Source organism: Methylobacterium nigriterrae (assembly GCF_037106235.1).
GTDB classification, from domain to species: Bacteria; Pseudomonadota; Alphaproteobacteria; order Rhizobiales; family Beijerinckiaceae; genus Methylobacterium; species Methylobacterium nigriterrae.
The window spans coordinates 54,320-74,708 of sequence record NZ_JBAWTG010000024.1 but is presented as its reverse complement, the minus strand read 5'-3'; the positions used below and the strand labels follow the sequence as shown (position 1 = coordinate 74,708).

Below are 20,389 nucleotides of genomic sequence, written 5' to 3'. Positions count from 1 at the left end.
CTCGGCGGCCAGATGCATCACGGCTTGCGGCGCGAACTCCGCGAAAGCGGCGCCGACGGCGCGCGGATCGCAGATGTCGGCCTCGACGAGGCGATGGCGTGGGTTGCCCGAGAGCGGGGCCAGCGAGGCCGGGTTGGCCGCGTAGGTGAGCGCGTCGAGCGTCAGCACCTCGTGACCGAGGGCCTCGACGAGGTGCAGGACAAGGGCCGAGCCGATGAAGCCGCAGCCCCCGGTCACCAGAATACGCATCTTTAGGTCTCGTTGCTCTCTAAGGCAGTTGTCCGTACCGCAACGCACCCTAACGGGGCGACAATGTGGCTGGTTAAGAAAATGAAAGCTGGCCAGCTCTTCAGAGATGTGTGTGGCTGAATAGCCTCAGAACGCTGACGGCAACTCGGCGAGCCGCGGCGCGATTTTGTCCTTGCCAGACAGGATGGCCGAATTCGCATCGACGGGCCAGGCTATGCCGATCTCGGGGTCGTTCCAGAGCAGCGAGCGGTCGTGCTCGGGGCTGTAATAGGCATCGACCTTGTAGGCCACCATGGTGTCCGGCTCGAGCGTGCAGAAGCCATGGGCGAAGCCGGGCGGCACGAAGAGCTGCTCGCCGCCCTGCGCGTCGAGGCGGACGGCCACGTGCCGGCCGAAGGTCGGCGAGCCGCGCCGCAGGTCGACCGCGACGTCCAGGATGCTGCCCGCCAGCACGCGCACGAGCTTGGCCTGGGCCATCGGCGCCACCTGGAAATGCAGGCCGCGCACGGTGCCGGCCGGGGCGGAGAAGGATTGGTTGTCCTGCACGAAGGCGTTGTCGATGCCGGCCTGCGCCAGAATGTCGGCCCGGAAGGTCTCGGAGAACCAGCCGCGCTCGTCGCCGAAGCGCCGCGGCACGACCCGCTTCACCGCCGGGATCTCCGTCTCAACTACCTGCATCACTCGTCCTCGTGTCACGCTCCCGCTGCTGATCGAAGCGCCGCCCGGCTCAGCACGTGGGGCAAATCTCTTCACAAGATCAAAAATTTATTATTTTTCGTGCTACTTTTCACGCAAGCCGTGACTCATCCGGTCGAAGAGAGGCCCAAGGAAATAGTCCAGCGGAGTTTGCTCTCCCGTGGTGATAATAGCCTCAGCTGGCATTCCGGGCTTGAGCTTGTCTTTTATTTCCTGCGGAACAGTCGAAGCATCCACGGATATTTCTCCTTGGAAGTAGATGTTTTGAGGATTCTGAATATCGGCAATCCTGTCGTAGGAAACAGAGCGAACCTGGCCCAACATGATGGGGACTCGCCGCGAGTGATAAGTTGGAAACCGAACCTCGGCGCGCAGTCCCTCCGAAACGGAATCGACGTCATTCGGTGAAATCTGGACACTCACCGTCAACTGGTCGCCCGTCGGTGCTATCTCCAAGATGGTATCGCCAGGTCGGATGACAGCACCAATGGTGAACACCTTGAGGGCCTGCACGACGCCGGTACGTGGCGCCCGAACCTCAAGTCGGCTGAGCACATCTTGCGCTACATGCTCTTTCTCGACGAGATCGGATAAGGTTTTCCGGATGTCAATGATGTCGGAAGACACCTGCTGTAGAAACTGTTTTTGCGTCTGAACGATCGTCAGCTTGGTCTCATCGATTGATTGGGCCCCCTTCTTGGCGTCTGAGATCGCCCGGTCCAGAAGGCCCTGCAGGCGGATCCGCTCGCGCTCAAGCGCCGCGACACGTGACACCGGCACCAGCTGTTTGGCGAGCAACTGCCGTAGCCCGCCGAGTTCCTGATCGATTGTGACCAGCTGCTGCTTTGTTGAATCCGCGTCATTATTCAGCGCGCGGACTTCCTGCTCGGTTTGCGAGATTTTTGCGTTGAGCACGTCAATTTGAGAGCGAAGGTACGTAGCGCGCTCACGCAGGTTGCTCCGCTGATCCTCGATAGCTCGCGCGATAGCAGGCTCGTTCGCCCGGGACGTAACGTTGTCTGGGAGGACGATCTTCCCCGTCTGATCCCGCTCGGCGATCAGTCTGGCTTCCTGGATGCGCGCCACAGCCTGCTGGCTTCGCACTGTTTCGAGTGATGCCCGAGCCTGCGTTTCGTCGAGGCGGAGCAGAACTTGTCCCTCCTCCACTCGGTCCCCGTCACGAACGAGGATCTCACGCACGATCCCACCCTCCAAGTGCTGTACTGTCTTCTTGTTTGATTGTGCGATTACCACGCCTGGTGCGATGGCTGCGCTCTCAAGCTTCGCGATGCTGGCCCAGCCTGCGCCCCCGCCGAAGGCTAGTAAAATCACGAGGTACGCGGTGAGAACGGGCTTGCGCCAATCGGCTTGAATTGTGGGAGCTGGCACGGCCACAGCGGTAGTCATCAACCTGTCCTCTTACCCGACGGCTGCGTGGCGGCTGGGGATTTGCTGGGGTGTGGCAGGGGCGCTGCCGCGAGAGGTAGCCTGCGGCGTCAGCACCGTCTCGCGCGTGCCAAAGGTCGACACTGTCCCGTCCTTCAGCACCAAGATGTAGTCCACCAGCGTCAGGATGTTGGCCTTGTGCGTAATCAGCACGCAGGTCGTGCCTCGTTCCTTTAGTGCCCCGAGCGCGTGAGCGAGAGCCGCCTCACCCACTGCATCGAGGTTCGAGTTCGGTTCGTCCAACACCACAAGTGAGGGGTTGCCGTAGATCGCCCGCGCCAATCCAATCCGCTGGCGCTGACCGCCTGACAAGGCACTGCCGCCCTCCCCCACGTCGGTGTTGTAGCCCTGCGGCAGCTGCTGGATGACCTCGTGCACACCGGCCAGCTGCGCCGCCTCAAGCACCGCCTCATCGTTCACCGGCCCGAACCGCGCGATGTTCTCGGCGATCGTGCCGGACAGAAGCTCCACGCTCTGCGGCAGGTAGCCGAGGTGCTGACCCAGCGCGTCCGGATCCCAGTGCTGCAGCTCGGAGCCGTCGATCCGCACGCTGCCAAGCGAAGGCGCCCAGATGCCGACCAGCGTCCGAACGAGCGTCGACTTGCCCGCCCCACTCGGCCCGACCACAGCGGTGGAGGAGCCGGCTGGCAATTCAAAGCTGACCTGGCTCAGGATGAAGCGGTTGCTGCCAGGCGCGGTCACGCCAAGCCCGCTCACCTCGACCTGCCCCTCCGGCCGGGGCAGTGCAACGCGCCGCACCTCGCTCTCAGCAGCCCGGAACAACTCCTGAAGCCGGCCATACGCCTGACGAGCCTTCAGAAACGAAGGCCACTCCGCAGTCACGGTCGCGAGTGGCTGCAGCAACTTGTTCGCGATCAGCATCACGCCGATCACATTGCCGGGCGAGATCTCACCTTGGATGGCGAGATAAGCACCTAGTGCCATACACAGGCCGGCGAGGGTCGACGTCAGAAAGCGCGTAACGGATGATAAAAAGGCGCTCCGGTCTTCAACAGCGGCTTGTGCTCTCAGCGTATGCCGGTGCGCGAAGAACCAGCGAGTGCGAAACGCCTCTCGCATGCCGAGCGCTTGAACCGCCTCAATGTTCTTGAACGTGTCAGCAAGAGCAGCTCCCCGGCCGCCTCCGGATTGCAGCTCCGCGGCCCAACGTGTGCGCAATGCGGCCTGTGCTACGGCAAGCAGAAACACTGTGCACAGGCCCAGCGTCGCGAAAGTGCCGAGCCAAAGGTGCATGGCAAAGCAGGCCGCGAGATAAATCGGTATCGGGAGGGCATCATAGACGCCCGCGACGCCGCTCCCCGAGATGAAGCTGCGGATCGAATCGAGGTCCGCGAGTCCGGTCTGCGCTTGCGGAATGCGGCGGCCAACTGCAGCACGGACTCGCCTGTCAAACAGGAGCGGCCTCAACGCAGCGTCGATCTGAAGGCCGGCCCGCTCGAGAACCGCGTCGCGCAGTTTCTGAAGCAACCCAGCGATCGCCAATTGCACAACGAGCACGACGAACAGGATTACCAGCGTCACGACCTGCTTGTGCAGCATCACGCGGTCGTTGACCTGCTCGACGAAGATGCTGCCCGTCAGGACCGAGACACTCAAAAACAGACTGATCAGCGCCGCATGTGCAAATGCCGCACGCTGCCTGACTAGGGCGCGCTTGAGGGGCGTCTGCACTGCTGAGGGCCGCACCTGTGCGTCGCTCGCCGGCAGGGGCGCCGGAACCGTGAGATTCAGTTCCATACTGCTATCCGACGGCTGCGTGGCGGCTGGGGATTTGCTGGGGTGTGGCAGGGGCGCTGCCGCGAGAGGTAGCCTGCGGCGTCAGCACCGTCTCGCGCGTGCCAAAGGTCGACACTGTCCCGTCCTTCAGCACCAAGATGTAGTCCACCAGCGTCAGGATGTTGGCCTTGTGCGTAATCAGCACGCAGGTCGTGCCTCGTTCCTTTAGTGCCCCGAGCGCGTGAGCGAGAGCCGCCTCACCCACTGCATCGAGGTTCGAGTTCGGTTCGTCCAACACCACAAGTGAGGGGTTGCCGTAGATCGCCCGCGCCAATCCAATCCGCTGGCGCTGACCGCCTGACAAGGCACTGCCGCCCTCCCCCACGTCGGTGTTGTAGCCCTGCGGCAGCTGCTGGATGACCTCGTGCACACCGGCCAGCTGCGCCGCCTCAAGCACCGCCTCATCGTTCACCGGCCCGAACCGCGCGATGTTCTCGGCGATCGTGCCGGACAGAAGCTCCACGCTCTGCGGCAGGTAGCCGAGGTGCTGACCCAGCGCGTCCGGATCCCAGTGCTGCAGCTCGGAGCCGTCGATCCGCACGCTGCCAAGCGAAGGCGCCCAGATGCCGACCAGCGTCCGAACGAGCGTCGACTTGCCCGCCCCACTCGGCCCGACCACAGCGGTGGAGGAGCCGGCTGGCAATTCAAAGCTGACCTGGCTCAGGATGAAGCGGTTGCTGCCAGGCGCGGTCACGCCAAGCCCGCTCACCTCGACCTGCCCCTCCGGCCGGGGCAGTGCAACGCGCCGCACCTCGCTCTCAGCAGCCCGGAACAACTCCTGAAGCCGGCCATACGCCTGACGAGCCTTCAGAAACGAAGGCCACTGCCCTGTAGCAGCCTGAACTACGCCGACGCACGCTCCGCCTACAAACATGACAGCGAACATCGCCCCGCTCGAGATTTGGCCCTGGATCGCTAAGTAGGCGCCGAGTGCGGTGAGTCCGAACGACGTGAAGGACTGCCAAAACTTCAGGATAAGGGAGATCGCCTTTGAAAGGTGCACTGCTGCGAGTTGCCAAGCCAAGCCCTGCTCGTAAATGGTGAGCCACCGTGTTCGGAAGCCCCGGATCATGGCCATCGCGTGCAAGGCTTCAGCCTCCCGCACAGACGCCTCCAACAGGCGCTGGGTTTGCCCCGAGAGCTGAGCTGTCCGTTCGAGGTTTGAACGATTGAGGGTCTCGTTTAATGAGGCGAGGAGCAGCACCACGGCAACAGAAGCCAGAAGCGCCAGCCCAATCGATACGTGCATCACAAAGCCAGCGATCACGTAAATGGGGATCCAGGGCAGATCGAGGATCAACGCCAAGGCTTGCCCGGCCGAGAACTCGCGGATCGTCTCCAAATCCCGAAAGGCATGCAGCGTGTCGAGCCGCCGTGTCTCCAGGGTCTCCGCATAGACGAGATCGTAGAGCTGGGGCGCAACCTCGTCGTTCAGCGTGAGACCCATCCGTCTTAGGGCCGACGACCGGAATGCACTCACAAGCGCCGCGGCCGCACTCGCGAGAAGAAACAGAGCCGTAAGCGACAGCAGCGTATTCGTGCTGCGCGTCGAGAGAACCCGGTCAAACACCTGCAGAGTGTAGAGCATCGTCGAGAAGCTCAGCAGATTCAGGACCAGGCTGAAGGCGCACAGATGCACGAAGGCGGGCCGGATTGCCCGGATCCCGCGATCGAGCGGGGTGCCCTCACTCCGCTCCGTCCGCCGTCTTGATTGCCCCCGCGACAAACCTAGTTCCCCCTGCCGGGTCCGCCCTGCCCTACGTACCGGCTCGGCGCCTATACCGTGTTTCTGTTCTTGTCTCGCAATGACGCAGAAGCGGCGTCGGCCTGACCCTCAAGCAAAATCGCTGCCCGCGCGCAGTGCCCCGCGACGACGAGTGTCGCCGCGCCACAGCTCCGCACGATTACAGGAGATGCCCCGAGGGTAGACTGCCGATTTGCGGCATTCTCAAGGACGCGGGCGCACCTGGAGGCCACTCTGCCTTCATCACGATCGCCCGTCCGTGCTCCGGAGGCGCTGAGCGTAACGCCACCCCCGTGTTGGGTGCATCCGCGGCCCAAGCCCACTCTTCCTGCCCCACGCCCCGGCGCGTGCCAAGCCAGCGCCTCCTCTTCGCTAGCTTCCTGTTGCGCAAGCAGCACACCACGCGCTGATAACCCGCCCGGCCCCCGTGTTTACCGCTTAGGCTCTGCGCGAGAGCAATGCCCGCCCAGCCTGGGTCATAAGTGCCGTGGCTGCTGCCAGCGAAGTGGCTCCGGCACTGCTTCGTCCTGGGGCCGCAAGGGCGCGGCACGGGATTGAGACGACGACCCCAGTGTTGTCGGGCAGCCAGCCCGTCGTCTGCGAGACGCTTCATCTCTGCCGAATCTCTCCGGCACCGACGGCCGAATAATACCGTCTCGCTAGCAGCAACCGTACATTGTTGAACATTGACCCGCCAAGCGTAGCTGTGCTCTTCAGAGATTAACAAAAATAATTATCTTAGTTAAGACCCCAAACCTAAGAAGATTTTCAAGGAAAAGCTGCACGCATGGCTACACCCACCGCTCTCGAAACCTCCTTTCTCGATCTCATCAACCAGACCCGGGCCGGCGTCGGCGCCAAGCCGCTCAGCTTCGACGGCGAGTTGCTGGATGCCGCCGACGCGCACACGGCGTGGATGGACCAGACCGACACCTTCTCCCACACGGGCGTGAACGGCACCGACCCAGGTGCCCGAATCACGGACGCGGGCTACGGCTGGCAGAGCTACGGCGAGAACATCGCCTACGTGAGTGGCCCGCTGAGTGAGGCGACCGTGCAGCAGTTGCACACCAACCTCGTGAACTCGCCCGGCCATTACGCGAACATCATCAAGGGATCATTCGAGGAGATCGGGATCGGCCTGAAGGAAGGCACCATCAACGGCCACACGGTGACCTTCGTCACCGAGGATTTCGGCACCCCGAATGCCACCGAGCGGGCCGAGCCGAACGATGTCGGAACCACGGTCACGACACCTGCACCGACGGTCCCCGATCCGGTCGTCGCGGCACCTACAACCACCGACCCGGTTGTCACGACACCGGCCACGCCCCACGACGCGGCCGTAACCCCTCCGGAGGCCACTGACCCGGTCGTCCCGGCGCCGACCACGACCGCCGAACCCGTTGTCACCACTCCAGCTCACGACTCGGCTGATACGGCTCAGGCTCCTGACCCGGCTACGACGGTGCCGAGCACGGCCGACGACCCGGTTGTCACGGCACCGACCACCGATCCGGTCCCCCAGGCTCCGACCACAGAGGCCCCGACAGCAACGCCGTCCGCTGATGGTCAGACCACGGACAGGGCCTCCTCGGATACCGACAGCCCCGCCTGGCATGGCCACGGCGATAGTTTCGCGTTCAACACGGCACACGGCGGCCGTGATCACGCTTGGGATGTCTCCCATGACAGCGACGGCTCCGGCTGGACGCACACCGACACCAACACCCATGCGGCAGACCAGGGGGCGCATGGCTGTGGCTGGTACCCCTCCAGCGACGTGAATGCCCATGCCGACGCATTCCAGACGTTCGGCGCCCACCACCACGGGCACGGCGACTTCATCATCTGACGACACGCGCCCCCGGCACAGCCGGGGGCCAGCCCATCACGCCGAAGCGGGGCTCTGCACCCGCGTCCCAAGGGTCCTCGAACAGCATCGGCCTGGCGCGTGGCTTCGCATGCCGGAGCCGGCAAGGAGGTCGGGCGCGACCCCGACCTCCCTAAGCTCCTACACGCCTCAGCCTCAGTGGCCGTGCGTGTGATCGATGATCCGAATCGCATCCTCTGCCGCGGCCGGTGCCTCCAGCGACTTCGCCAGGCTGACCACCAGATCCTCGCGCGACAGGCCCTTGGCCAGCTGATTCGTCAGCTGCGCGTACTCCGAGTGGCTCGCCTCCTGACCAAACAGGCTGTGGTAGATCTGATCGACAAAGGCGCCGTCCGTCAGCTTGCCCGCGCTCGCCTGGAACTCGGGGCTCGACAGGAAGGCGTGCGCGATCTCCTGCAAGCTGGTGCCCTGATCATGTGCGGCCGACCAGTGCTCAAGCCCGCTCACGCTGGCATCGCTCTGCATCACCGCATCGTACATCCGGGCGATCACAGCATGATCAGCGTTGCTGGCGTCGATCAGCACGGCGTGCCCGCCCACCGTCACCTGCTCGAGATGGCTGACGCTCGTCGAGGTGTCCGCCTGGGCGCTGTAGACCGTGACGTGGTCCGCCCCAACACTCGCCACAAACTCCGCCTTCTTCGCACCGAAGCTCTGGACATCCCCTCCGCTCCCGCCCGAGACGGTCGATGATCCATCGGAGAGCGTGCGCGCCATGTAGAGGAGCTGACTCTGTCCGGCCCCAGCCACGGTCGCCGCCATCGCGCTGCCATGCGAACCCGACAACGGCCCGTGGTCTTGCGCCGCTGCGGGCACCGTCTGCGTCGAGGCAAAGCCGTGCCCCTCGGAGGACACCCCGTGCGTGCCGCTGTTGGAATCCGCCGCAGCGGCGCCCTTCGGTGATTTCCCGAGAATGTGCTCGAGCGCGTTCTCGAGCCCCCGCGCCTGCGGGTTCTTCTCAATGTTATGGTGAATCTGACTAACGGGTGCGCTGTAAGGATCGCCGGCCACCGAAGCCCCCTCGATGCTCTGTCGTTACGGATTGCGTCACGCAGGCCGGGTGCGGTCGTTCTGCGGGACTGCCCGCGCAACCGCTTGACCCAGGGTGACACACCGGAAGAGACCGGGGCCGGGTTAAGCGAACCTTACTTCGATGCTCTGCAGAGTTTTAAGAGACAATGAATCCAAAAGACCACCCGCGCAACTCTCTGTAAAACATGCTTAAAATGAAACGCAAACCCTACGCTCTGAGCGGGCCATGGACCGCGCGCGCGAGCAAACCTTTACAGAGAACTGTCACGGCGGCTCCGGACGAGGCCCGGAGATTTCAGCTTTCGTTTAGATCCGTGGCAGCGGTGAGAGTGCTCCAAGTCAGCGAAACCTCCGGCATGCGATGAACCCTCAGCCAAACAAATTCGGATTCCCAGACGTCCGCCGGTACCCACCCGTGGCAGGGTGATTCGCCTGCTCTGTTAAGACTCAGCCACACGCGAGAAGGCCGGGCGCATGGCCCGGCCCTCCGCCCCCCAGCACGCGTCAGCCTCAGTGGCCGTGCGTGTGATCGACGATCGTGATGCCCTGCTCGGCCTGCGCCGGTGCCTCCAGCGACTTCGCCAGGCTGACCACCAGATCCTCGCGCGACAGGCCCTTGGCCAGCTGATTCGTCAGCTGCGCGTACTCCGAGTGGCTCGCCTCCTGGCCGAACAGGCTGTGGTAGATCTGATCGACAAAGGCGCCGTCCGTCAGCTTGCCCGCGCTCGCCTGGAACTCGGGGCTCGACAGGAAGGCGTGCGCGATCTCCTGCAAGCTGGTGCCCTGATCATGTGCGGCCGACCAGTGCTCAAGCCCGCTCACGCTGGCATCGCTCTGCATCACCGCATCGTACATCCGGGCGATCACCGCGTGATCAGCGTTGCTGGCGTCGATCAGCACGGCGTGCCCGCCCACCGTCACCTGCTCGAGATGACTGACGCTCGTCGAGGTGTCCGCCTGGGCGCTGTAGACCGTCACATGGTCCGCCCCAACACTCGCCACAAACTCCGCCTTCTTCGCGCCGAAGCTTTGGACGCCGGATCCCGTGCCGCCGGAAACCGTCGAAGATCCGTCGGACAGGACGCCGGACGTGTGGAGCGCATGATCCTGCCCAGCCGCAGCCACGGTTGCCGCGCCATGGGCACCCGAGGCCGGATGCGCCTGATCCTGCGCAGCCGCGGGCACGGTCTGCAGGGCCGGCGCGGGACTGATCTCAGGCGCAGACTTCGCGTGATCGCTGTTGCCCTGACCAGGCGCGTGGTCGCTGTTGCCCCGGCCAGACGCGTGGTCGCTGTTTCCAGGACCCTCGTTGCCACCCTTGGGCGTCTTTGAGAGAACATTCTCAAGGGCGTTCTTCAGGCCATCCGCCTGCGGGTTCTTTTCGATATTACGCTCGATCTTACCGACCGGCGCGGTGTACGCGTCATGTGCCAATTGCTACCCCCTCCAACTGAATGGATCGGCCTCCGGGGCAGCAGAGCCGACATAGGCAACTTAACCTATAAGCAGCACGAGCAAACCCTGGCCTGTCCTCGAGTGCGGGTCGCGGGCTTGGCGGCAGCCGTTGCAGCGGCATGCGCTCCCGTCTTGGTACCCACCGGATATCCACTCGCGCGCTTCGAGCCGGGACGCCCCAAAGCCCTGAGAACATTCAAAAATGCCCTCGGTATTCCACCCCTGTGGATAAGCCTGGGCGGAGTAGATACGCGGCGCAGCGCCCCTTGTCTGGTACCAAAATGCAACATAGGACATTTTCCGGTACGGTTCCGCGCTTTGAGGCGCTCGCACCCGCCTTCAAAAGCAGCAGAGCTGCCTTGCGAAGCGGCGCGAAATCAATCGGTGCGAAGGAACGCCGGACAACTCAGTTGTGCCGAAAAAATCGGCAAGCACGGGCGGGCTTCAACCCGCACAAGGCAGCTCTCTAATTTGTCGGCGATCTATCGGCCGGAGCGCTATAGCTGCATCTTCCCATGTGCCCCGCTCGGGCAAGGCTCCGATGCTGACGCACAATCGAGACTAATCTCGGAGGAACGTATCAGTTCATACGGCCGAATCAGCCCTTGACCGCCGCTACCAAAACAGGCGATCAACGGCTCCTATCAGCAAAAGTCGTTAACAAACGGTAGAACGGCACAGCGAGGGGCTGAGGTCATGAACGGCGTCGACAGGAGTCGCGGTCAGGCATCCGTGCGCGCGATGCAGATCGGACGCGGCATGTTCACGCTGCGCTACGCGGCCACGGCCCTCCCGGGCGTCCCACTGCGGGTTCTCGTGGCTCCGGACCCGGACGAGGCCGACCAGGTCGAGATGCTGTTCAGCCCTGGCGCCGCCGGGGGTGTTCTGCGTCAGCCGGGTGATCTGTGCGTGCTCAGCGCCCAGAGCGAGGCGACGATCCTGATCACGACCCTGGGTGAGCAGGGGAAGAATCTCGGCCGCGCGGACGCGGTCAGGCTCGAGCTCAACCGGCTCGACCAGGCCGCTCCGCAGCCGCGCGCCAGCGCACCGCTCCCGGCCCTCTCCGCCCCGGTTCCGCAGAGCGCGAGCGCCTCGGAGCGCCTCATTCCGCTGCGGATCGCCGGACATATCGAGCGCCAGGGCGACGTGTTCGTCTCCGCGGGCGAGTGGCTCGGGGACCCGAACGGTTCGGCGCGGCTCGAGGGCTTCTCGCTGCAATGGCCGCGCCGGCCCGGCGACGTTGACGTAGCCTACGGGTGTGCAGTCGGAGGCCTCGGGCGCATGCCCGACGTCGTGGCCGGGGAATTTGTCGGGACCCGGGGACAGGGCCGCGGGATCAACGGCATCTCGCTCAACCTGATCGGAGACGCGGCCGATGCCTACGCCCTCATCGTCGAAGCCGCCTTCAGCGACGGCACGTATTTCGGCCCGGCCCTGGCGCCGGTGGACCTGATGGGCCCGACAGGCCGCGAACATCTCGTTGCCCTGCGCCTTCAACTCTCGGAGATGGGCGCGCGGGCGCAGAAGCCCGCGGGCGCGCGCGGTCTTAACGGGGCGGGCCCCGCTAAGGCCGAGCCGCGCAAGCCCGCCCGGATCTTCCGCGCCGCGCGCTGATGGCGGGACTCGCGGCCGGCGCTCTCGGAAACGGCAGACATGGCACGACCGGGCGATACGCTGGTCTGATCAACCCGGTGGCGCGGCCCAGACGACCGCACCGGACCAGACCGGCGCGGCGGCCCGGAAATAGGCGAGGCCTAACGGGGGTGGCGATAGCAGCCAAATCCGTAGGTAATCTTCGAACGCTGGCCCACTCTCAGTATTGGAGCGGCGATTGACCATGCACATCGTGACAGTGGCCGCCCGCAAAGGCGGTGCCGGCAAGAGCACGCTCAGCATCTTGCTCGCCTCCATGTTCGCGCACACGGGCTTGCGCGCCCTGCTGATCGACACGGACGCCGGCCAGCACACCGCGCAAGCCTGGGCCGCGCATCGCCCCTCCGAGTGGCCGGTCGTCGTCACCCTCGGGGACACTCGCGAGCTCGACCTGATCGTCTCCCGCGCCCGCGAACGCATGGTCCAGTTCTGCATCATCGACACGCCGGCCGGCCTCACGGAGGTCGGCGAAGCGGCCACCGCACTGGCGGACGTCGTCGTCGTGCCGACCCGGTGCGGGGCCACGGACCGCTGGGCGGTGCGATCGACGGTCGATGACGTCCGCGCGTCCGGCAAACCTTTCCTCGTCGTGCCGACGGCGGCTCCCGCTCTGCGCCGGGGACGCGAGGCCGATGACGTCCGGCTCCTGCGCGAGGAATTGTCGGACATCGCCGGCGCAGTCTGGGAGGGACAACTGACCGAACGACGCGGGATCAGCTACGATCTGGCCGCCGGCCGCGTCCCGAGCGAGACGAATTGGGCGGGACCGACGAACACGGAGTGTCTGGAGCTCTGGCGCCGAATTATGGGTGCGCTTTCAAGGCAAGCCTCGGCGCTGCCGAGAAGTCGACAGAGCTTTCTGACCTCCCCGATCTTCAGAAGCTTAGCAAACCAAGCCGCTTGATTCGGTCTACGCGTCCGACGGCCGCGGACTTCCGGGCGCACCCGCACCGACCGGCCGGAGTTGCCGGTTTGCCGGCTCCTCCCGACCCGAAGCCGGTCAGCAATGCAGGCAGATGGGCCGAGCAGCCCTCGTGCCCTCGTCCAAGAGGCGACTGATCACGGCCTCGGCGTCATAGCCGACTTTACCCCGGAGAGCGCCCGTCGTGAGGGGATCCATGAGCTTTGCAGAAACCACAGGCCCGCCCCTGCTCTGCCCGGAGGGTTGCTCGGCCACGGAATAATCGGCCGGTGGCTCAGCCTGCCACTTCAGCCGGGCAGCGGCCACCCGCTCAAGGGTTCGAATGGGGTCTACGCCGACGCGCGGGCCGCTGGCTCGCGATTCCCTGTCCGTGTGAAAGGCGAACGCCGCCTTGGGATCGCCCGCGACCTCCTCGGTCTGCGGGCCAAATGCCGACTGGACCGGCGCGCGGGGCGGGTGGATGCAACCGCTCAGGGACAGGAGCGCTGCGCAAATAACCGCGGTTCGGCCAAGAGACTTGCCCGTGGTCCTGTTCGGGAAGTCAGCCGACAAGCACCGGTCGACTGGACAGCTGACCCCGTGGGGCCGCCGAAATCTTTGCTGCCACGAGAGCGACTGAGCACAACGGCCGCATCGCAATCCGTAGGACTGCATCAACTGATGCGATGCTCTACCCGAAAGGTTAAGGCCGCATTAACCATAACAACGCGGGCCGCGTCGATCGCCACAATACGCGAGAAATTTTCACGGCGCTCGTGCTCAAGCCGGCTATTCGAGAACTTCAAAGCCTGTTTGCGCCCGCAACATCGGGCGCCATCGGCCATCTCAGCAATCCGTCCGGGCCGTCACATCGGCCCGCTTCAGACGAGCCTCACCGGATTCAGGACGCGTCGTCTGCCCTCCCCTCTCAGAGGGACGACATCAGTCGCAGCCAGCCCGTTCGGCCGTCTTCCCGCGTGAGCTTCCGCTCGACGACGATCTCACGGGCGCGCTGACTCAGCCGAGCGCGGGCAGCGGGACGGGCGAGGAGTTGTTTCAATCGGGCCGACAGCCCCCGCGGATCGAAGAAGTCGACGAGCTCGGCCCCGTCGCCGCTCTCTACAAAGTCCCGCACCGGCGCGGTGTCCGATGCGACCATCGCGCCACCCAGTGCCAGCACCTCAAGGGCCGACCACGACAGGACAAACGGGTACGTCAAGTAGACGTGCAGGGCCGAGCGCCGCAGCAGGTCGAGATAGCGCTGCCGCTCGACCGTACCCAGAAACTGCACACGCGACAGGTCGAGCGATCCGCCGACTTCCGCTAGCAGCACCTCCTTCCAGGTGCGCCCATCGGACGGGGGCGCCCCGTAGCCACCCCTCTCCGCGCCGATCACGCGGACCTGAACCTTGGCGTTCTCCTTGAGGAGCCGCGGCAGGGCCCGCATGAAGGTGTGAAACCCCCGGTGCGGCTCCAGGTGCCGCGCCGCGTAAGTGACTATCAGCCCCTCTCCGGCCTGTTCCAAAGCACCGTTGCCACTCGGCACCTCCGCCGGGACGACAATCCCCTCGTGAATAACCTCGATCTTCGGCCGAATCAGCTCCGGGAAGGTCGAGCGCTGCCACGGTGTCGGCGAGACGCACACCTCCGCGTCGTCGAGACTCGCCAGCGTGATGGCGTTTCGCGCCCGCATCCGGTGCAGGATCTCGGGCGAGGCCGGCGGAAACTCAGGGTCGAAATCCACCTCACCGCCCGAGCGCAGATAGTAATACTCGCAGTAGCAGACGAGCTTTGCCCGCGGGAACAGATCTTTTAAGTAGAGCGCCTCGCCCCAGCCCGGATGCGCGATGATGATGTCGGGCACAAACCCGTCGTAGCTCAGAGCTCGGGCCGCGGCCGCAGCCCCCGACGCCACCGTGGCCTTCGACGCCAGATCGTCGATGACGATGTCACCCGTCGGCTGGACCGGTGCCGGGCTGTACTGCCGGTACCGCAGGCCTTTCCGGGCGTAGGCGTTCATTCCGATCCCGGCGAGCTCGACGTCGCCCTGCTGCTCCAGCGCTTCGAGGACGGCGATCAGCTGAGAGGGAAAACTCTGGTGAACGAGGAGAACGCGCACGGGCGAGTAGCCGCCGCTACTGCTGCCGCACGGTGCCGAGATAGGCCTCCGGGGGCGCGGCATCCGGCATGAGGGCCACCGCCCAGAGGTCGAAATTCGTGCCGCGCCGCATGACCACCTTCGGGAATCCGGCCTCCAGGAGAAGCCGTCCCAGCCGCTCGGCCGTGAACGCCGTCTTGTGCTCCATGAAGTGGTTGCCGGCCTGGATCGAGGCGCGGTGCCCGAAGATCATGTCGAGCGCGGTGATGGGGCCGGCCGGCGAGACGTAGGCGGTCGCGTCAAGTTTTCCCTCGACCACGAGTTTTGCCACCGATTCGATGTCCGGCGTCGTGATCAGCGCGAAGCCATCACCCTTGAGGACCCGCCGGAATTCCCTGAGGGCCAGTGGCACCTCATGATCCTGCAAGTGCTCGACATTGTGTGACGACCACAGCGCCTCGACCGTCCCGTCCCGGAAGGCCGACAGGTCCGTGATCGACCCGACGATGTCGGGCTTCACCCGCGGGTCGAGATCCATGCGCACCTCGCGCCAGGACCCGTCGCGGAAGGCCGGATGCAGCTTCTCGGGCGCGTAGATTCCGCACCCGACGTGGAGCACGGTGCGGGTCGACGGCGCAAAGGTTTGGGCAGCGTGTCCCCCGGCCAACCGCGTGCATCCTTCCGTTCAAGCGTACTGGCAGCCACCACCCCGTTTCATGCCGGTGAGGCCGATTCGGGGCAGATAGCACAGACTGCCCCAACCGAGCGTGCGCTCGATGGAGCCAGCCGACGAGGCTGAGGCCTCACCAGCCTCCCCAAGTGAAAAAGGCCGGGCAATACGCCCGGCCCCCCTCTCCGCCTCTTCGGCGATCTTAGTAGGTGTGGGTGTGGTCGATGATCTTGATCGAGTCGGCCGTATCCTGGCCCGCCTCGAGGGACTTCGCGATGTTGACCACCAGATCCTCGCGCGACAGGCCCTTCGTGAGCTGGTCGTTCCAGTAATCGAGGCCCCCCTGCTCCGCCGATCGGCCGAACATGTTGTGGTAGAGCTGGTCGATGAAGGCGGTGTTCGACAGATTGCTCGAACTCGCCTGGAACTCGGGGCTGTTGAGGAACGAGTGCGCGATGTCGTGCAGGCTCGTCCCGCTCTCGTTCTGATTCCACCAGTACTGGAGACCAGCCGAGTCCGCGGAGCGGTTCAGGAGCGCATCGTACATCCGGGCGATAACGGCCTGGTCGGCATTCGCCGCATTGATGAGCACGCTGCCGTCGCCGAACTTGACGTAGTCGACGTGGTCCATCGTGGTCGTCGAGGCGGTCTGGGCATTGAAGACCGTGACGCGGTCGACGTCGAGGCTCGTCGTGAACTCGGCCTTGTTGCCACCGAAATTGACGACGTCGAAGCCGGCGCCACCGGAGACGGTCTGCGAGCCGTCCGGGATGACGTCGAAGTTGTGCGGCGTGTGGTCCTGACCAGCGCCGGACACGGTCGAGAACAGGACGCTGTCGCTATTCGTCGTCGCGCCCTCAGTGGACGCGGTCAGTCCGATCAGGACGTCGGCCCGGGACATGGCGCCCGAGTTCAGCGCGTTGCTCCAGTACGCCAGACCTGCGGTGTCGGGCGAGCGACCCAGGAGGTTTTGGTAGAGGTTCGTCAGGAAGCTCGTCGTGTCCATGCTCGGCCCGAAGCCGTGCGTCTGCGCCTCGGCTGAGCCGAGGAACGAGTCGGCAACCTGCTTCAGCGAGAGCTGGCCGCTGTTGTAGGCGTCCCACCAGCCATAGATGCCGGCGGAATCCGCCGTGCGGTTCAGGACTGCCTCGTACATGCGGGCGATGACGGCCTCGTCCGCCGTCGACGCCTTCACGAAGGTCGAGCCGTTGCTGAACTGCACGACGTTGACGTTCGCGAGCGTCGAGACATGACCTTGGCCGTCGTCGAGCACGATGCGGTTGGAGCCATCGACGCTGACCTGGTAGCCGTCATGGGAATTGGCCGCCACGGCAGCCGGCCGGTTGCTCGAGCCCGACGAGGTGTGCGCCTGGGTCGTAACGGTGTTGTGGCCCGAACCGAGATTGAGGTTGTAGCTGCCCTGGCCGAGGGTGACGCTGTCGTCACCACCGCCGGCCGACACCGTCGCGTTGGTCGTCGCGGTGAGATCGACCGCGACCTTCCCCGACCCCATGCCGTTGACGGTAAGATCGCCGGTACCGCCGATGACGCTCGAATCCCCGGTCTTGCCCAGCGTGACGCTCGAGTCACCGGAGCCGGCCTGGACCGTCGCGCCGCCGTCACCGGTCAGGCCAACCTGCGCCTTGGTACCGTCACCGATGATGACGACCTGATCCTGGCTGCTGTTCGCCGTGCCGGTGGCCGAGCCGCCGCCCGTCAGGTTGATGATGCTCGACTGGCTCACATTCTGAACGTTGAAGCCCTGCGAGGTATCGACGTTCACGACCGGCGCCGTCGAGATCTCACCCGACGTGACATTCTGGACCTGCACCGAAGAAGTGTCGTCTTGGCCCTTCGGCAGCTTCGAGAGAACATTCTCGAGCGCCTTCTGCAGACCACCTGTCGACGACGGATTGCCGTGGTTCTTGGCAATGTTGTCCAGGATCTGACTTACCGGTGCGCTGTACGCGTCGGCCATTTGTTCCCCCTGCCCCTCTAAACTCTAATCAGATGGCGGCCGCAGAGCGCGGCGCCCGGAAGATGCGTGCCGGCTTGCGCGCGGCGTTCTCAGATCGCGGCGCCGCGACCGCTGCACGCGGCGCGGCCGGCCGCTGTCCCCGCGCCTTCACTTCGGAAAGCTGCAGGCGTAGTGCGACGAGGTGCTCGCGCCCCGTCGCCCCCCTCAGATCGACCGGCGCCAGGGCCGGCCCGAAATGCGTGCCGTCGCTGAAGCGGGCCTCGACGATCAGTGCGTAAGCGTCGGCTTCCTGCCCGATCAGGCTGAAGCTGACCCCATTCACCCCGCGCGCCTGCATGCGGGTGCCGACATACTCACCGGCGACGACGTCAGGCATGCGCCCGAGCCCCAGCAGCGCGCATCCGTAAGAGATGTCGACGTTGGCGGGCCGGCGCGGCCACTGAACCGAGAACCCCTCGATCCGGGCCGAGCCGTTCGGGTCGCCCAACCACTCGCCGCTCGTGACGAAGACGTCGCCCCGGTTCTGAACATGCCCCGCGATACGAAGCGGCACGGCGCGATCAGCAGCCGCCCCGTTCCGCGCCGCAGGCGCTTCGGGGGCAGCGAGCGCCGCGCGCGAGGCTCTCCGGCCCAGAGCCGGAATCTCGCGATCGAGACGATCAAGCTCCAGGGTGACGGCCTCGGGCCGATCACTGCCCTGCCCTAGAATCGTGAGCAGGACCGTCGCCTCGCGCTCGGCCGTCACGACACAGAGATCACCGGGCTGCCGAAGAATTCCCGCAGTGGCACCGGGGCTGAACAGCATCTTCACGTCCTGGGCGTGGTCCGGATCAACAGAGACGACCACGCGCGGAGCAACGCCGGCCACCGCCGTTGCTGAATACCGCAGCGCAAACATGCCGCGGACGACCTCCATCGTTCGCACGGACACTTGTCCGCGCGTCGGAGCGACGCTGTTCACCGGAAAGACCCCCTCGTCCTGGCGGTTTTTAATCCGCACTTAACTGTACGTTTCTATTCCACTGTACGCCGCACCGCGTCAAGGGCATTCGAGCCGGCTTGGAAAGGTTTTGTTGAGGATTCCGCGGGGGGAACTACCGAGCGTCGCGGCCGCTCGCAAATTAACCTTAAGGCGCGGCCCCAGAGCAACACTGATCGTGCTAAGAGGAGATCCCGCCCCGAAATACGGTACGACTCTGTACCGAGGTGATTAGCCCCGATGAACCGATCGGTTCGCCCGCTTCAACAAAACGACCCTGCTCGTCTCTACGAGTTAACTGAGTATCCAGCCCTCGGCCACGTGCAGCTTCTGCCGATCGTTGCCGTTGAGGCACAATCGCTCGCGCATCATTACCCTTTGGTCTGGCGTCGCGTCGGTGAAGCTTTCGAGCTCGTCGCGCTCATCTCGTTATCCGCGCCCCATGACCTGACATTGCGGCGAGATTTAGAGCGGGGCCTGCCCAGGCCGCTGTTGTTGGAAGCTTATCCGTTCTCGGTTGTTTTTGCAGATGCGAACGATTCCCAGGGCGCGGTCCTGATCGAGGACACCGAGACAAGTGCCGACACTGCCGGCGCACCGGTTTTCCTTGAGAATGGCGCCCTCTCTCCGGCCGCGACGCGCCGAATCAGTCTCCTGGAGGTCTACGCCGGCGATTCTGCCCGCACGGCCGCCTACACGCGCGCCATGGCGGAGCGCGGCCTGCTGGTCGACTGGCCACTGCGGCTGCGGATCGGGGACGAGGGCGTCGAGATCGACGGCTTGTGCGTGCTCGCGCCGCCGGCGGCGCGGCGCGAGGCGCTTCCCGCGCTCGTCACCGATCACGGCTTTCCGCTCGCCGAACTCGTCACCCTCCACGATCTCTCGCTCTTTAATTTGCAGAGGCTCGTCGACCGCCATCGCGCTGAGCGTGGCCTGCGGGCCGAAGCCGGCGGCTCCGCGTCGGGATCCTCCATGCCCCAGGGAGCGCCGAGGCCGTGAGCCACCCGCGCGTTCCCCTGCGGCCTGACCGCCTGCAAAACCTCCGCTGGAGCTTCCCGACGGCGTTCAGCTTCGCGCGCCAGCGGCTTACCGTTCCGCTCATCCACACGGAGATCCTCCGGGCGGCGCGTGAGTATCCCGTCGCGTTTGAATCCGACACCGGCGCGTGGCGCCCCGTCGCCTATCTCGGTGACGTGACTGGGCAGGCCAACCGCTTCATCGACGAGCAGGGCCGCTGGATCGGCAGTTACGTCCCGTTCTGGCTGCGGGTCCGTCCCTTCCTGCCCGAGGCGGATGCGATCAGCGTCCTGCTCGACCCGGACTTCGTCGGCGTCTCGGGCACCTACGCCTTCACCCAGGACGGTCAGACCCTGACGCCGGAGGCGCAGGACGTCGAGCGGCAGCTTCAGCGGGTCGAAGCCGGCCGCGCCGAGCTGGAAGCGGCCGCCAGCGCGCTGGTCGAAGGCGGCGTGGGGCAGATGCGTCCGGCGCCGCAAGGCAGCACGGGGCCCGAACTCGCCTTCATCGCCGCGCATCGAGCCGCCGAGATCATGGGTGCGAAGACCGCGGAGTGGTACGCCCGCAGTCCGCGCGCGGTCGAGCTCGCCATCGCGGCCGCCTTCTCCAGCGCGTTCCTGCCGCGGGTCGCTCCCGCTCAGGTCACCCTGCCCGCCTCGCGCCCGAAGCCCGAGACCCGTCCGGCCGTCACGGCGCCGCTCTACGTGCCGCCCGCTGCCCCGGCGGAGCTCGATTGGCTCGATATGAACGAGAAGGTGATGTTCTGACACGTGGAGGCCG

17 protein-coding genes are annotated in these 20,389 nt (G+C 65.2%); 5 read left to right on the top strand and 12 right to left on the bottom strand.

What is annotated here, in order from left to right:
- The 5 genes from WDW90_RS14840 to WDW90_RS14820 form a co-directional block, all read right to left on the bottom strand.
- The coding region (locus tag WDW90_RS14840) for an NAD-dependent epimerase/dehydratase family protein (protein WP_336488170.1) at positions 1-249 on the bottom strand (249 nt) is incomplete at its 3' end.
- A 126-nt stretch (positions 250-375) separates the two neighbouring features.
- Positions 376-927 carry a dTDP-4-dehydrorhamnose 3,5-epimerase gene (gene rfbC, locus WDW90_RS14835; RefSeq protein WP_336488169.1) on the bottom strand — a complete coding sequence of 184 codons (552 nt, stop codon included), beginning with the start codon at positions 925-927 and terminating at the stop codon, positions 376-378.
- A gap of 102 nt (positions 928-1,029) precedes the next feature.
- Complete coding sequence (locus WDW90_RS14830) at positions 1,030-2,352, bottom strand: HlyD family type I secretion periplasmic adaptor subunit (RefSeq protein WP_336488168.1); 1,323 nt, start codon at positions 2,350-2,352, stop codon at positions 1,030-1,032.
- 12 nt (positions 2,353-2,364) lie between these two features.
- On the bottom strand, positions 2,365-4,149 hold the full coding sequence (locus tag WDW90_RS14825; RefSeq protein WP_336488167.1) for a type I secretion system permease/ATPase: 1,785 nt from the start codon (positions 4,147-4,149) through the stop codon (positions 2,365-2,367).
- Between the two features lie 4 nt (positions 4,150-4,153).
- Complete coding sequence (locus WDW90_RS14820) at positions 4,154-5,914, bottom strand: type I secretion system permease/ATPase (RefSeq protein ID WP_336488166.1); 1,761 nt, start codon at positions 5,912-5,914, stop codon at positions 4,154-4,156.
- 805 nt (positions 5,915-6,719) lie between these two features.
- Between WDW90_RS14820 and WDW90_RS14815 the strand changes: the two genes are divergently transcribed.
- A complete protein-coding gene (locus tag WDW90_RS14815) occupies positions 6,720-7,787 on the top strand; it encodes a CAP domain-containing protein (protein ID WP_336488165.1) in 1,068 nt (355 codons plus the stop codon).
- 174 nt (positions 7,788-7,961) lie between these two features.
- Here WDW90_RS14815 and WDW90_RS14810 read toward each other — a convergent pair whose 3' ends face one another.
- On the bottom strand, positions 7,962-8,837 hold the full coding sequence (locus tag WDW90_RS14810; RefSeq protein WP_336488164.1) for a DUF4214 domain-containing protein: 876 nt from the start codon (positions 8,835-8,837) through the stop codon (positions 7,962-7,964).
- A gap of 531 nt (positions 8,838-9,368) precedes the next feature.
- Positions 9,369-10,292 (bottom strand): DUF4214 domain-containing protein, encoded by a 924-nt coding sequence (locus WDW90_RS14805; RefSeq protein ID WP_336488163.1) that lies wholly within the window; start codon positions 10,290-10,292, stop codon positions 9,369-9,371.
- A 717-nt stretch (positions 10,293-11,009) separates the two neighbouring features.
- Here WDW90_RS14805 and WDW90_RS14800 point away from each other — a divergent pair.
- Complete coding sequence (locus WDW90_RS14800; RefSeq protein ID WP_336488162.1) at positions 11,010-11,927, top strand: hypothetical protein; 918 nt, start codon at positions 11,010-11,012, stop codon at positions 11,925-11,927.
- Between the two features lie 232 nt (positions 11,928-12,159).
- On the top strand, positions 12,160-12,870 hold the full coding sequence (locus tag WDW90_RS14795; RefSeq protein WP_336488161.1) for a ParA family protein: 711 nt from the start codon (positions 12,160-12,162) through the stop codon (positions 12,868-12,870).
- A gap of 671 nt (positions 12,871-13,541) precedes the next feature.
- Here the strand turns inward: WDW90_RS14795 and WDW90_RS14790 are convergent.
- The 5 genes from WDW90_RS14790 to WDW90_RS14770 all read right to left on the bottom strand — a co-directional run bounded on the left by WDW90_RS14790 (position 13,542) and on the right by WDW90_RS14770 (position 18,529).
- Entirely contained in the window at positions 13,542-13,712 is a 171-nt protein-coding gene (locus tag WDW90_RS14790; RefSeq protein WP_336488160.1) for a hypothetical protein, read from the bottom strand.
- Between the two features lie 83 nt (positions 13,713-13,795).
- Positions 13,796-14,986 (bottom strand): glycosyltransferase, encoded by a 1,191-nt coding sequence (locus tag WDW90_RS14785; protein WP_336488159.1) that lies wholly within the window; start codon positions 14,984-14,986, stop codon positions 13,796-13,798.
- Positions 14,987-15,002: 16 nt separating this feature from the next.
- On the bottom strand, positions 15,003-15,584 hold the full coding sequence (locus tag WDW90_RS14780) for a class I SAM-dependent methyltransferase (protein WP_336488158.1): 582 nt from the start codon (positions 15,582-15,584) through the stop codon (positions 15,003-15,005).
- 253 nt (positions 15,585-15,837) lie between these two features.
- Positions 15,838-17,613, bottom strand: a complete 1,776-nt coding sequence (locus WDW90_RS14775; protein ID WP_336488157.1) for a DUF4214 domain-containing protein — start codon at positions 17,611-17,613, stop codon at positions 15,838-15,840.
- Positions 17,614-17,641: 28 nt separating this feature from the next.
- Positions 17,642-18,529 (bottom strand): hypothetical protein, encoded by an 888-nt coding sequence (locus tag WDW90_RS14770; protein ID WP_336488156.1) that lies wholly within the window; start codon positions 18,527-18,529, stop codon positions 17,642-17,644.
- 303 nt (positions 18,530-18,832) lie between these two features.
- Here WDW90_RS14770 and WDW90_RS14765 point away from each other — a divergent pair, with 303 nt between their 5' ends.
- Positions 18,833-19,591, top strand: coding sequence for a SapC family protein (locus WDW90_RS14765; protein ID WP_336488155.1), 759 nt, complete (start codon positions 18,833-18,835; stop codon positions 19,589-19,591).
- Positions 19,588-20,376, top strand: a complete 789-nt coding sequence (locus WDW90_RS14760) for a SapC family protein (RefSeq protein WP_336488154.1) — start codon at positions 19,588-19,590, stop codon at positions 20,374-20,376. Before WDW90_RS14765 ends, WDW90_RS14760 begins: the two co-directional genes overlap by 4 nt.
- The last annotated feature ends 13 nt before the right edge of the window (positions 20,377-20,389 follow it).

Excerpts from the sequence above, each read along its gene's own strand:
- rfbC (WP_336488169.1), bottom strand. The coding sequence starts at position 927 with ATGCAGGTAGTTGAGACGGAGATCCCGGCGGTGAAGCGGGTCGTGCCG.
- WDW90_RS14830 (WP_336488168.1), bottom strand. The coding sequence starts at position 2,352 with ATGACTACCGCTGTGGCCGTGCCAGCTCCCACAATTCAAGCCGATTGG.
- WDW90_RS14825 (WP_336488167.1), bottom strand. The coding sequence starts at position 4,149 with ATGGAACTGAATCTCACGGTTCCGGCGCCCCTGCCGGCGAGCGACGCA.
- WDW90_RS14815 (WP_336488165.1), top strand. The coding sequence starts at position 6,720 with ATGGCTACACCCACCGCTCTCGAAACCTCCTTTCTCGATCTCATCAAC.
- WDW90_RS14800 (WP_336488162.1), top strand. The coding sequence starts at position 11,010 with ATGAACGGCGTCGACAGGAGTCGCGGTCAGGCATCCGTGCGCGCGATG.
- WDW90_RS14790 (WP_336488160.1), bottom strand. The coding sequence starts at position 13,712 with ATGGCCGATGGCGCCCGATGTTGCGGGCGCAAACAGGCTTTGAAGTTC.
- WDW90_RS14775 (WP_336488157.1), bottom strand. The coding sequence starts at position 17,613 with ATGGCCGACGCGTACAGCGCACCGGTAAGTCAGATCCTGGACAACATT.
- WDW90_RS14770 (WP_336488156.1), bottom strand. The coding sequence starts at position 18,529 with ATGGAGGTCGTCCGCGGCATGTTTGCGCTGCGGTATTCAGCAACGGCG.
- WDW90_RS14765 (WP_336488155.1), top strand. The coding sequence starts at position 18,833 with ATGAACCGATCGGTTCGCCCGCTTCAACAAAACGACCCTGCTCGTCTC.